The organism is Endozoicomonas sp., from assembly GCF_051008435.1.
Lineage (GTDB): Bacteria > Pseudomonadota > Gammaproteobacteria > Pseudomonadales > Endozoicomonadaceae > Endozoicomonas_A.
In genome coordinates, this window is sequence record NZ_JBPCXO010000263.1 from 1 (window position 1) to 12,406 (window position 12,406).

9 protein-coding genes are annotated in these 12,406 nt (G+C 47.8%); 4 read left to right on the forward strand and 5 right to left on the reverse strand.

The window, feature by feature from the left end:
- Window positions 1-81: 81 nt before the first annotated feature.
- The 4 genes from ACR2PX_RS13465 to ACR2PX_RS13480 all read right to left on the reverse strand — a co-directional run bounded on the left by ACR2PX_RS13465 (window position 82) and on the right by ACR2PX_RS13480 (window position 4,301).
- Entirely contained in the window at window positions 82-966 is an 885-nt protein-coding gene (locus ACR2PX_RS13465) for a hypothetical protein (protein ID WP_433999868.1), read from the reverse strand.
- On the reverse strand, window positions 963-1,256 hold the full coding sequence (locus ACR2PX_RS13470; RefSeq protein WP_433999869.1) for a hypothetical protein: 294 nt from the start codon (window positions 1,254-1,256) through the stop codon (window positions 963-965). The genes ACR2PX_RS13465 and ACR2PX_RS13470 overlap by 4 nt, the downstream gene beginning before the upstream one ends.
- Window positions 1,257-1,349: 93 nt before the next feature.
- Window positions 1,350-3,680 (reverse strand): inositol phosphate phosphatase SopB, encoded by a 2,331-nt coding sequence (locus ACR2PX_RS13475; protein WP_433999870.1) that lies wholly within the window; start codon window positions 3,678-3,680, stop codon window positions 1,350-1,352.
- A 12-nt stretch (window positions 3,681-3,692) separates the two neighbouring features.
- Entirely contained in the window at window positions 3,693-4,301 is a 609-nt protein-coding gene (locus ACR2PX_RS13480; protein WP_433999871.1) for a Yip1 family protein, read from the reverse strand.
- A 233-nt stretch (window positions 4,302-4,534) separates the two neighbouring features.
- Here ACR2PX_RS13480 and aspA point away from each other — a divergent pair, with 233 nt between their 5' ends.
- From aspA to ACR2PX_RS13500, 4 genes are all read left to right on the forward strand, one after another.
- Complete coding sequence (gene aspA / locus ACR2PX_RS13485) at window positions 4,535-5,971, forward strand: aspartate ammonia-lyase (RefSeq protein ID WP_433999872.1); 1,437 nt, start codon at window positions 4,535-4,537, stop codon at window positions 5,969-5,971.
- A 646-nt stretch (window positions 5,972-6,617) separates the two neighbouring features.
- Window positions 6,618-8,603, forward strand: a complete 1,986-nt coding sequence (locus ACR2PX_RS13490) for a hypothetical protein (RefSeq protein ID WP_433999873.1) — start codon at window positions 6,618-6,620, stop codon at window positions 8,601-8,603.
- A 767-nt stretch (window positions 8,604-9,370) separates the two neighbouring features.
- On the forward strand, window positions 9,371-10,024 hold the full coding sequence (locus tag ACR2PX_RS13495; protein WP_433999874.1) for a response regulator transcription factor: 654 nt from the start codon (window positions 9,371-9,373) through the stop codon (window positions 10,022-10,024).
- 558 nt (window positions 10,025-10,582) lie between these two features.
- On the forward strand, window positions 10,583-10,975 hold the full coding sequence (locus ACR2PX_RS13500) for a response regulator (RefSeq protein ID WP_433999875.1): 393 nt from the start codon (window positions 10,583-10,585) through the stop codon (window positions 10,973-10,975).
- Between the two features lie 6 nt (window positions 10,976-10,981).
- Here ACR2PX_RS13500 and sbcB read toward each other — a convergent pair whose 3' ends face one another.
- On the reverse strand, window positions 10,982-12,406 hold the full coding sequence (gene sbcB / locus ACR2PX_RS13505) for an exodeoxyribonuclease I (RefSeq protein ID WP_433999876.1): 1,425 nt from the start codon (window positions 12,404-12,406) through the stop codon (window positions 10,982-10,984).

Sequence of the window (12,406 nt, forward strand, 5' to 3'; positions counted from 1 at the left end):
GCGGTGGCGCTCCTATAGAAGTCATCAAACAGTACGTTCAGCAGCAGAGAACACCGCATTAGTCGGCTATCGCCGACGAGCTTACACCCCCGCACTCAAAGTACGGGGTTTTACGCTCAACCGATAACCAGACCCTGAATGTCCCTGTCCCGGACAGCACCTTCCCGGACATCCGCATGTCACCGGGATAGTCCAAAGTCCGTTCGCATCCCGGTAAGCAGGCTGGCCTTCTGCCCCCGGCATCAGGAAAGCCCCTTTGCGCTGTTGACTGACCGCTGTCGGCAGCCACTGCCGGGACAGGGCCTCCCACAGCCATCGATAGGGGGCAATATCGACTTCCGGGTGCTCGGCTTGCCAGTCCTGCCAGAACTGCTCCCTGCGCCACTGGGGCGTGTGATTCAAATGCCTCAGAACATGGGTCAGCCCGGCCAGGAGCAGGCTATCCGGTTGCTGGGTCTGAAAGGTTTCCAGATCAGTCAGGGCCTGTTCCGTCAACACGGCCTGCCGGGTTTTGATCCCGAACAGCCATTGCAACCCGCTGTACCACGTGGACGACCCAACTTCATCCAACACTTGACGGCGCTCGGTGAGGTAATCACAAAATCGCTGGAATCCTGACAACCAGGGGGCGGGGGTCTCTGACAGGGCATTCAGCACGGCACAATCAGGGAAGGGGGTCAGCCACAGGGCGCGGGGGCCCAGCAGCTGGAACGCCGACTCGTCCTCCGCGTGATCGTTCAGCAGACTGTCCAATAGCAGCCGGGCGTCTTCCACCCGCTGATCCTGAATAGCGGTCTGAACCACCTGATACACAGGCCACCAGTTCGGGGCTTGTTGCTCAATTCGGGTTTCCAACGCAGTAAAGGGATTGGTTTCGGTGTTCTCCGCCACCGACCACCGGGACAAACCCAATACCATGGACAGTATGAAAAAGCCTTTGAAGAATGGCCCCCTGAAGCAATTCATAAGCGTACTCCAAATACGCTGAATCTATGAATTTTCACACCGACTGTTTTACCGGTTTCCTCCTCAGTCAGTTTGAAAATATTGGAATCAAAGGGTCTTCGGGCTGGCTTTGCCAGGATAGCGGTATGACCTGGAATCAGTTTTAAAGAGTCAAGCACTCTTCCGGAATCCTCCGGATTGGAGACGGAGTACTTGAAAAGCTCATGAAGATCCGTTGATAGAGAGCTTTCTACTGAAGAAGCTCCGTGACTCACCAGCAATAAAAGAACGATCAGACTGACTCTAAACATACCCCAAATCTTCTTTCATCCGATTTTTATTAGAGAAGATATAGCAGTAAATTCAGATTCTGTTTTGAAGATTGACGAGTTGATAAAGAAGATTCAGGAGCCTACTGTTTTGGAAAGGCCTCGAATTTCCTCACGAATGGCAGGATCGCCCACTCTCTCTGTAATCGATTTAACACCTTCGGTTTTATACCCCCGAACACCCACGTTCTGCTCCTGAACTTCAAGGTTGCCACTCTCCTGAAGTATTTTCTGGAATAGCGCCCTGTCAGCAGGATCTACAATGGGACCAGGCTCTGGTACTTGTCCGGTTCCCTGATTAATCCGGGCTGCCAGGAATTTGATTTCAGCATCCAGCATACCCGTTCTGTCTTTACCACTTTTGCAGTTGGACAATGGCACACCGCCCACCCTATGAGTCAACAGTGCAACTCTGGCTGCAAGCTTGTAGGCATCATGATGGTGGTGATGATGTTGACCCTTTTTGTAGATGTCCTGAATCTGTGCCGTAAGATCCTGCACGGATCGATGATCTTTGTTTAATTGATCCAGCTGAGTATTCAATTCTGAAACCTTTTCCATATTGCCCACACTCTTGGCTTCCCTGATTTGCTCTCTGATGGCTGTATCTTTCTTTGATGTAGCACTGAGAAAGTCACCTGCCATACCACCAGTCACACCGGCTTTATTAGGTTTGCCTACCAGCATTTCCATAGCGGGATCGTTCATTTTTTTCTGGAACTTTCGTCCACCGGTTACCAACGAGGCACCACCGACACCACCCCAGTTCACCGGGATATTAAAGCGTGCCTGTTTGAAATTAAGTTTGATTTTTCTGGTCTGCCCATCAGGTCCAGGCAATTCAAGAGTGACAGGCTGTTTAGATGGATCAGTAAAATGTTTGAATGCCTCATTCTGGGCCTTCTGCATTTTTTTCTCTTTTCCGGATCCCAGACCGGTGGTGACCAATGAGGTAGATGTAGTCGTCAGGGTGGGCACAGGTCCTCCCTGGGCTGCAGCCAAAGCTGCTTCAAAAATATCAGGCCGGGTGGCCAGGGCAGAAAGCAGAACTTCCTTCGCCTTGGTTTTACCCCCTTCAGCCTTGAGCTCCGGCTTCCCTTTAAGGCCATATGGATCAGCGATGCCGTGCCTTATTCCGGTATAGACATTCTTGTTATTGATGGAGAAATCACTTCGATTCAGGTTTGAAGCATGATCGGTATTCTTAGTATCAACACAACTGGTTCCATGGCCTTCATAGTCGGTGTCATACAGGCGGGACACTTCTCCCTGTGATGACTCTGGCACTTTGATTTCAGCCGCTGGCTGTTGTCTTGATGTATATTCAACACCCGCCTGTGAAAAGGACTTCTCTATTGTTTTCCAGGGGCGATTATTCAACTGATCCACATAGGCAGCCCTGAAGTCCCCAGCCACCACTTGCTCATCCACTCCTGCTGAAACCAAAGCATCCTGCAAGATTTTCGGATAATGCTCCTTGGCCTTATGCATCTCTTCCTTGCTGACCGGTTCATCACCTTTCAGTTGAACGGTCTGCTGAAGTCTTCTCAGCTCATTCAATAACTGTCGATCCAGCTTGGTCAGCTTTGCTGCATCCTCTGTACGTCCCTCTCTCAAAGCCGATTGCACTTCATTCTTAAGAACGCTTCTGGCAGAGCCAAACTGCAACTTATGCAGCTTGAATAGCTCTTTGTGATCGTGAGTGCTTCCCGGAACCGATACTTCAGCATCCGATACAGGGATTTGATAATGATTCAACAGCGTCTGAGAATCCCTGCTTTCCTGAAGATGAGATTTGAACACTTCGCCAGCCACTTGTTTATCTACATTCCTCAGAGATAACTCATTCAAAAGTCGATGCGGGAGTGCTCTTAGATCTTTAACCATTTCTTCCGTCACAGGCTCATAATTCTGATGAATCTTTTGCTCATGCTGTTGGATAAAATCTTTCATCTCCAGTATCAGTTCACCACCATCAGGCTGTTGTCGGGCTTCACTGAGTACCTCTTTGGCCACAGACAGGGCAGCACTTTCATACTGATTCCTTGCCTGTTGATAAGCCCTTTGTACTTCAGGGTTGTCACCCTGCCCCATTTTCACCTTGGCATAAACATCCCCAACCTGTCTGAAGATACTGTCTGCCTGAGCCTGAGGACGGAGGTTGCCCGGTATCATTTTAGGTATAGGTTGACTGACTGAAGACACCTGACGTTGTTGAAGGGGGATATTGCGGGGTGCCCGGTGACTTCTACCCGGCAACTTTTTCAGAACATTCTTGATGGCCTTGACGGCTCTGTTCAGGCGACTGCTGTGCCTGACCTCTTCGGTCTCTCTGACATCCGGGGCAGCCGAATGAGGGTTTACTGACGTTGGCTGTATGCCCGATGGGAGCTTGCTGCCATCCATTGCTTTGGCTCCTTAATCAGGAATAAATTCCGGTCCCAGCCCTAACTCCCAGAAAAAGACAGTGACCACTTTCATAGAGACCAGCATAACCAGTGCGACGCAAACAATAGAGTTGGCAAAGAGAAAGCCGCGCTCTTCAGGTATTTTCATAAATAAAGGTGTTCCCAGATACAGCAACCAGGAAGACCAGCTAATGCCTGCCAGAATCAACATCATGGTTATGGGTATAGAAGGATAAAGACCGCCAATCCCGGTCAGACAAAGAGGTACTGAGACATAAATGGAAAAGCAGATGCAATCCATATAGCTTCGGCGGCTGCCATAGGTCTTTTCCATCCAGTGAATGAAAAAGCCCATCATGATCACCGCCGCAAAAATCGCCAGCCATGAAAAAAATGCCATCAACACAGCACTCTCTGCCGAAACTCTGACAGGTGTCACACCCGTGGCCGACCAACCAAAGTAAACTGCGCCGAAAAATGAGCAGATTCCTGGCAAAGACGAGAGGATCAGTAAATCTCTCAATGCCGCCAGAGGGGTTGTCTGATCAAACCGAGAGCGAATCAGAGACCACTCATTTCTGGGGTTGAATAGCAGACCTGGAATATGGTTCAGTAGCATTAGCAATTTGCCTTTGACATCCTATTAGAAGAATAGTCAAAGGCAGAGCCCATCACCTGTTACCGATAGTTATTAACATCCTAAATGATGACACTTGTAATAGTTTGATAGGTAGAATTTCATATTGCTGGAAGTTCTAAGCAGGAACAGACTAACCCTGTTTTTTTGAGGTGGCGATCAACCCGATTCTCCACCTCTTGTTGCCGATATTCCTTATTAATGGTGATACATCAATGGCACTGGATAATACTGATCTGAACGAATACCGCATCGAGCATGATCTGCTGGGTGAAGCTCCTGTACCTCAGGAAGCTTACTATGGCATCCAGACTCAGCGCGCTTTAGAGAATTTCAACATCTCCGGTGTCACGCTGAACCACTTCTCGAACATTCCAAAAGCTCTGGCCATGGTGAAAAAATCCTGCGCACTGGCTAATCGTGACGTGGGAATGCTGGATACAGCCAAAGCTGATGCAATTGCTGATGCCTGTGACGAAATCATTGCAGGTAAACTGCATGACCAGTTCGTTGTTGACATGATTCAGGGTGGGGCCGGTACTTCCACCAATATGAATGCCAACGAAGTCATTGCCAACCGTGCACTGGAACTGATGGGCTACCGCCGTGGCCAGTACGAGCACCTGCACCCGAACACTCACGTGAACATGGCTCAGTCTACCAATGACGTTTACCCAACGGCTATGCGTCTGTCCATGGTACTGAAGCACAACGAACTGGTTGTTGCTGCCAAGAGCCTGAAGAATGCCTGCGACGTTAAAGCAGAAGAGTTCAAAGACGTTCTGAAAATGGGTCGTACCCAGCTGCAGGACGCTGTACCGATGACCCTCGGTCAAGAATTCCGTGCCTTTTCCACCACCATCGGTGAAGACATTGACCGTATCAAGGATATGGCCAAGCTGCTGTGCGAAATCAACCTGGGTGGTACTGCTATCGGCACCGGTATCACTGCTGACAACCGCTATGCCCCTCTGGCTGTTAAATATCTGTCTGAGATTTCCGGTCAGAACATGATTCTGGCAGGTGACCTGGTAGAAGCCACTTCTGACATGGGCGCTTTTGTTATCTTCTCAAGCTCCCTGAAGCGTATGGCCGTTAAGCTGTCCAAGATGAGCAACGACCTGCGTCTGCTCTCTTCCGGTCCTCTGTGTGGTTTTAACGACATCAACCTGCCTGAAATGCAGCCAGGTTCTTCCATCATGCCAGGCAAGGTTAACCCAGTTATCCCTGAAGCCATGAGTCAGATCGCTTTCCACGTTATCGGAAACGACCTGGTAGTGACCATGGCTTCTGAAGCGGCTCAGCTTCAGTTGAACTACGCTGAGCCAGTATTGGTTTACAAGATTCTGGAATCCATCCAACAGCTCACCAACGGTATGTTCATGCTGTCTGATCGTTGCGTTAAAGGCATCACTGCCAACGAAGACATCTGCATGGATTACGTGTACAACTCTGTAGGTCTGGTGACTGCTCTGAACCCATACCTGGGTTACGAGAATTCCAGCCGCATTGCCAAGACTGCCATGAAGACAGGTCGTCGTGTGGTAGATCTGGTTAAGGAAGAAGGTCTGCTGACTGATGAGCAGCTGGCTGAAATCCTGAAGCCAGAAAACATGATTGCACCACTGGATCTGAGCAGCAAGATTCACTGATCGTCAAAATCAGTCATCTATAACCGCTCTATCCATAGAAAAACCGCACTGTAACAGGTGCGGTTTTTTGTACTCCAATACCAATCGATGCAGAATCTTCGTCCTACCTAAGCTGTACGCCAACCCTCACACTGCTCAACTGACAACGTCACAAACCCGAACTCCCTGCTTTCTGTCCATACTCTCAATCATTCAATACAATCCAGTTTCAAGGCCCATTACTCAAAGCTGAAAGCCCCCCCCAAAAAAAAGTGGCACAAACTTTCAGAGTACTCATAATGATCGTCACTCTGAATAGCATGATCAGCTTTGTGGAGAAAATCATGCATCGATACTCCACGAAGAACTACAGCCACTTATTAACCAGACAAAGTTCGAACTGAGTTTTACGGCTCATCCTGACGTAACTATACTTTTTCTTCTAAGATTTCTCAGAGGCTGAGAAGAGCCCATCTCCTGCTTCAAAGTCAATGTCAGCGCAATCCGGCAAACTCACAAGCCCACTTAGACCGTACAATGTTCCCTCAAAAATACTGCAATGTTCGTTATTTGATACACATTTTTTTAAACGACGAATAACACCTAAAAATTCAGGTATCAGTATGAAAAGCTTCCTTACATTATTCACCAGTATATTTTTTTATTTATGCATCTCGGTGCATCAGCGTTCGATGACGATTACATCCCTGGACGCCTGGTTACACTGGGAGTTACCTATGACTGCGAACAAGACCAGAATCCTTGCACGGGTCAGCTGTTTGACAGGTATATTGGCAATTTAAATTTAAACAAAGTGCCCATTGTAGAGGCGGGTGTTGGAATAGGCCCTTGTGCGCCAAAAAAACTGGCCAATAATAGATTTGAGATTGCGTGCCCACTGGAAGTGCCTCCTGTATCTTCTTCCACTGTATCAGTCACGTTCAGCACCTTCCCCGATGGTCTGAATCAAGATGTGAGGCAAGATACGACCATTATTGATGAGGATGGAACTCATATAGGGGCATTTATCATGCCTCCCAAAGCAGAGATATCACCTGACGTAAAAAAGCGATACTTTCTGTATAACTCATCCTCACCAGGCTCCAAACAAATAACCGTCAGCAACGAGGGTCCATCGTCAGCCAATCGCTTTGTGTTTTTTTTCTTTGGTAATGACAATATAAGCTTCCCTCATGCTCAGCCCCCAGGAGTGACCTATTACCATGATGAGATGATTACTTTTGACTTTAAAGAAATTAACAATCCGGCAGAATACATTCATCCGGGAGGACAGAAGACATTTGCCATCAACGTTCAGCCTGATGGTGCTCAAAAACAAATCCCCTATATCTACTCCTTTACCGGACAAATCAATAGCCTTGCCCTTCCACAGCCGAAAAAGTTCAAATTCTATTTAGTCAATACATCCAATATTCCGACAGGTGCAGCTATTGCAGCAGGAATTATCATTGGAGCGGTTGAAAGCAAGCACTCTTCTGAAAACGATAGCTTGGCAGGCAGTCATCAAGAGAAGCTATTATCGAACGCTTCTGACCCCACAGATACCAGCTTAACCGTTCATGTCATCATGGGCAGCCCTTCCTACAGCCGTGATATCAGCTATGATCTAGTCCCCATATCTACAGCTCAAAGTCCTGCCGGTACTACCTTCCTTCTCTCGGTTTCAGGCAGTGGTGTTACTATCAGTGATCTTGAATTCGATAAACATACCCTGAACTGTACCAAAACCCATTCCCAAGCCTTGTCCTGCAGCCTGTTAGCTGACGCAAGAATAACCGATATCGTGCTTAATGCTCTGAGAACCACGGTAGAATTTACCGACAATACAGACTCTATTGAAACGCAGGTTAAAGTGGAAAAGGGCGGAGCTAGCTTCTCGTTTGGCAGTCAGAGGATTAACATCAGTGTCGAGAATGATGGTCTTCCCAATGGTCCCTACCGTAGCAGTTGCCAAGATATAAAATGGGATCATAACTCTGCAATGCTGCAAGCCCAGTGCACCAATGAAAGTAAGCAGCAGATCACCAGCTCTATAGATTATTTCAATGCCTGCTGGCAGGGAGGTGATGATTATGGTGAGCTGCCACCACCAGGGTTAACCAATAACAACGGCCAGCTGACTTGTATGGTAAACAATCCCGCACCCGGCGGATCCTGGGTGACCAACTGCAAGGATCCCATCTATGATGGCACGACGCTGACTGCATTCTGCATGGATGCAGACGGTGGCAGCTATCACAAAAGCAGTGTCAGAGTCAGAGCCGCCTGCGTCGCCAACTATAAGATTCCACTCCCTACTGGCATTCCCACAATCAGTAATCAGAATGGTCATCTAGAGTGTGACTTGCAAAACTTTACTTCTGACATGCAAAGCCACTGCACATTCAATAGCCAATGGAATGGCATAGATACGCTCTCAGCAGAGTGTAATGGAGTCACTTCAAGCTTCAGTGGTGATCAATATAAAAATACATGCATTGACGGAACCCCACTCACGGTTCAGTCAGATAACAAAATAGGATGTGAATTCAGCATACAACCTGACACCCCTTCTTCTGACAACCATGAAGAACTCCAGGAATCTGTCGGACTTAAGCTATCGAACATGTTGAAGCTTAAACCTGCTTCTTAAAGAAGTAGAAGTTAATGGTTGGGTACTCTCGCAGTACTCAACCCAAAAACACCGGTAGAAAAGCTTTATGATTAAAATCTGCTCAAACCCCATAAGGCAGAGATACGGATCAAATCTATAGTGTCACAGTGAGAAAACTTACTGGTTGAACACCTGAAATCAGAAAATATGATTACCTTAAAGGGTCTCAACAGCAAAGTTTACTGGGGCACCCTCCAAAGGCAATCGTCTTGTAAATATTACCCTCCCTCCCCTTGGGGTGTACGGCTTACCGCATTTTTTATCGCCTAAAACCTACCTTTCTACCTGCTTACTCACATTTAATGAACATTGACAGTAGTTTTACCACTTGGAATGTATAATTTTTTCTATAAGATTGCGTATTTCGTGAGGCAATCAGTAGAAAGCGAAATCAACTGAACCATTCAAACGTAATTACGACTTGGAAATATCGGACATCGAAAAAACAAGCTCAGTATACTGAGTTGCAGTGTGCAAGTACCTGTCCACCGAAATCCAGGCAGAGCAGCCCACTCAGTGTAAGTTGTAAAAGGGGCAACAAGCAGTACACCGGAGCGTTTGCGTGAAGCACAACTCCTCCAAGGCATTGTTAAAAACCTCTGCTACACTGAGATCGAATTCCACAGCCGTTAAGCATGCAAAAGAATGAATGATGTGGTTCTACCTTCGCAAATTTTCTCCTGCCTGACGGCGCTTGATTACTAATCCGTTTACGGCAACTTTTATACAGTTACAGTGGAGTCGTTATGCAGCAACAGGATATGAAGCAGGAACCCACCGTTTTCATCATCGACGATGACGAGGCTGTGCGTGATTCGCTGAAAATGCTGATGAAATCTGTTGGACAGACAGTAGAATCCTTTTCTTCACCTGCTGAGTTTCTGGAAGTCTACGATGAAAACCGTCCGGGATGTATTGTTCTGGACATTCGTATGCCAGGAATGAGTGGGCTTGAGCTTCAGAGCAAGCTCAATGAAATGCACTGCATTCTGCCTATTATTTTCATTACCGGACACGGTGATGTGCCAATGGCCGTTCAGGCTATCAAGGATGGCGCAATGAATTTCATCCAGAAGCCATTCCGCGATCAGGAACTTCTGGATCTTATTAACGACGCCTTGAAGCTGGATGCACAGCAGCGACGTGAACTGCTTGAACACAAAGAGATTCTTCGTCGCCTTTCTACGCTGACCGACCGTGAGCGTGAAGTGCTTCATCATGTTGTCGAAGGCAAAGCGAACAAAGTGATCGCTGCCGACATCAACCTGAGTCAGAGAACTGTAGAAATTCATCGTTCACGCGTGATGGAAAAAATGGGCACCAAATCCCTGGCTCACCTGGTTCGCCAGGTCATGCAGGTCAAAGATCACCTCGAAGGCGAATTTAACTTCAAGGTCTGATCAGATAAACCCGGGGCGCCCTTTCTGGATCACGCCCCGGATCAACACGCTACTACTAAGGGTTGGCACACTGTTTTATCAGTCCATTGCACGCTCGTCCGCCCCCCCCCCTTCATTATCTATCTATTCCCTGCGAAGCCTTGCGCTGCCTTTTAGGTAGTCCCCGTACAACGTCTAGTACATCCCTCCATTCAGCAATTTTGAGTCTAATCCTAAACTCCTATTACGCTATGAGAGCGCTGAAGGCAGAAATTCATTTTTTCTTAAATGAGCGGAACTATTTTCGGTTACCATGAGGTTACTGAAAAACTTATTAACAAGAACACCGATCATTTCAGAAAAATCATCTGCCTTATTGCAACTGGATATTTTCTTTCGTTGCCTGATAACGCTCTGTTGGATATAAATGACCTGTGTTAAGAAGAACAGGTCATTCTGCAGAGCATGACTAACAGCAGAGGTTCCAACTTCTGGCAGGGTATCTTTTTACCCTCCTGAAACGGTATCACGGCGTGTTACTCAAGTATTGTTATTGAATTGACCATCAAGGCTGCCCCTATGAGCTTGGCAACAAAAGCTACCGTGTATCTACTGGAACAGGATACGAATGTTACCGACACCATCCGTGGCCTGTGTGATGAAAAGTCTATGCTGCTGGAATGTTTCAGCAACAACAATGAGCTGCTGACAGCTATGCAGGGCGTAAACCCTGACTGCATCATTGCTGCGAATGAAAAAGAAAGCGAGGAAGCCATACAGCTTCTGGAAGCCCTGAACGAAGGCGAACATGACATCCCTGTGATCATTCTCGGGCATCACAATGATGTGCACACCGCTGTTGCCGTCATCAAGGCCGGTGCTGTTGATTACATCGAGAAGCCTGTTATTTATGGCCGACTGGCCGAGCACTTCAACCAGGTGATCCGTGGGGAAGGAGCTGCAGCTGTTTGATTCATTTCAGCAAGCAGAAGACTCCAACCCCCTGACGTAATCGGCCAGTTCATCAAGTAGAGACTGCTGTGCGACAGAAGCCATCCCTCGGGCTTCATCCATAGCCTGCCAGAACGAGCCAAAGCCCAGTATCCGGTTGTCACTGTCTGACAATCGAAGCTTTCGATAAGATTCCCACGCACCTTTTTCTTCGGTATCCAGTGTCTCTGGATAATGCCGTGCCCGATATCGAAACAGCATTTCATCCAATCGAGCATCGTCGAAAGAAAAGCCTAAACGAGCCAGGCTGGAAGGCTTCGAAGACCTGATTACCTGCATCCGTTCTTTATCTTCTTCAGAGAAAAACCCACCCGAATAAATCATCTGATCCGGGTCACTAATGGCATTTTCAGGTGGAGAAGCAAACACCTGCTGAACCTTTTCCATAACCTCAGGGTGTTGAAGTAACCAGTCCCTGTTTCGTAAACAGGTACTCAGGTCAATACCCAGTCGCAGCTGGTCATCCGATCTTAGTACTTTTAGAGGAGCAACCACTGGACATTTATTGGTATGAATCACTTTCAGAGCAATTCTGTCCTGCCCTTCTTTTGCGGGAGTAAATAATCGTTCCTGTATTTCTTCTACCGACAGATCCATCAGAATTTCCGGAGATACCGAAAGGTCGTAGACCACCACACCATTGCGATTAATCGGATGTATGGTCAGAGGCATGACTACCGCAAGACAATAACGGTCAGCACCAAACATACCGGAAATATGAACCACAGCCTCTTTTTGCACCAGGCTCAGCTGATGCGCAACGTCTCTCTTGTTGCGAAGGTTCAAAATAAAATTGAAGACTTTCGGTTGCCGATCACGAATCAGTCGTGCCATAGCAATCGTCGCTCTCACGTCGGACAGAGCATCATGTGCATCGCCATGATCAATCCCGTTCGCCCGAGTCAGGTCTTCCAGCTTGTAACTGTTGAAACCGTCTTCCCGTTTTGGCCAGACAATACCTTCTGGTCTCAATGCCCCGGTCAGCCTCACCAGGTCGATCAGATCCCAACGACTGTTGCCATTCTGCCACTCTCTGGCATAGGGATCATAAAAGTTTCGATAAAAGCTGTTGCGAGTGACTTCATCATCAAATCGCAGGGTGTTGTAGCCAACGGCACAGGTTCCGGGCTGCATCAACTCCCCATGAATCTGACGAATAAATTCCGGCTCAACCATACCCCGTTTATTGACCACCTGTGGAGTCAGGCCAGTGACCAGACAAGCCATGGGGTGTGCCAGATGATCCTGCGGGAGTTTGCAAAAAATATTGAGAGGCTCGCCAATTTCATTCAGCTCGGCATCGGTTCGGATGCCCGCAAACTGGCAGGGCCAATCCGTCGCAGGGTTGGTTCCAAATGTTTCATAATCGTGCCAGTAGAAGCTTCTCAGCAT

Excerpts from the sequence above, each read along its gene's own strand:
- ACR2PX_RS13465 (WP_433999868.1), bottom strand. The coding sequence starts at position 966 with ATGAATTGCTTCAGGGGGCCATTCTTCAAAGGCTTTTTCATACTGTCC.
- ACR2PX_RS13470 (WP_433999869.1), bottom strand. The coding sequence starts at position 1,256 with ATGTTTAGAGTCAGTCTGATCGTTCTTTTATTGCTGGTGAGTCACGGA.
- ACR2PX_RS13475 (WP_433999870.1), bottom strand. The coding sequence starts at position 3,680 with ATGGATGGCAGCAAGCTCCCATCGGGCATACAGCCAACGTCAGTAAAC.
- ACR2PX_RS13480 (WP_433999871.1), bottom strand. The coding sequence starts at position 4,301 with ATGCTACTGAACCATATTCCAGGTCTGCTATTCAACCCCAGAAATGAG.
- aspA (WP_433999872.1), top strand. The coding sequence starts at position 4,535 with ATGGCACTGGATAATACTGATCTGAACGAATACCGCATCGAGCATGAT.
- ACR2PX_RS13490 (WP_433999873.1), top strand. The coding sequence starts at position 6,618 with ATGCATCTCGGTGCATCAGCGTTCGATGACGATTACATCCCTGGACGC.
- ACR2PX_RS13495 (WP_433999874.1), top strand. The coding sequence starts at position 9,371 with ATGCAGCAACAGGATATGAAGCAGGAACCCACCGTTTTCATCATCGAC.
- ACR2PX_RS13500 (WP_433999875.1), top strand. The coding sequence starts at position 10,583 with ATGAGCTTGGCAACAAAAGCTACCGTGTATCTACTGGAACAGGATACG.
- sbcB (WP_433999876.1), bottom strand. The coding sequence starts at position 12,406 with ATGCTGAGAAGCTTCTACTGGCACGATTATGAAACATTTGGAACCAAC.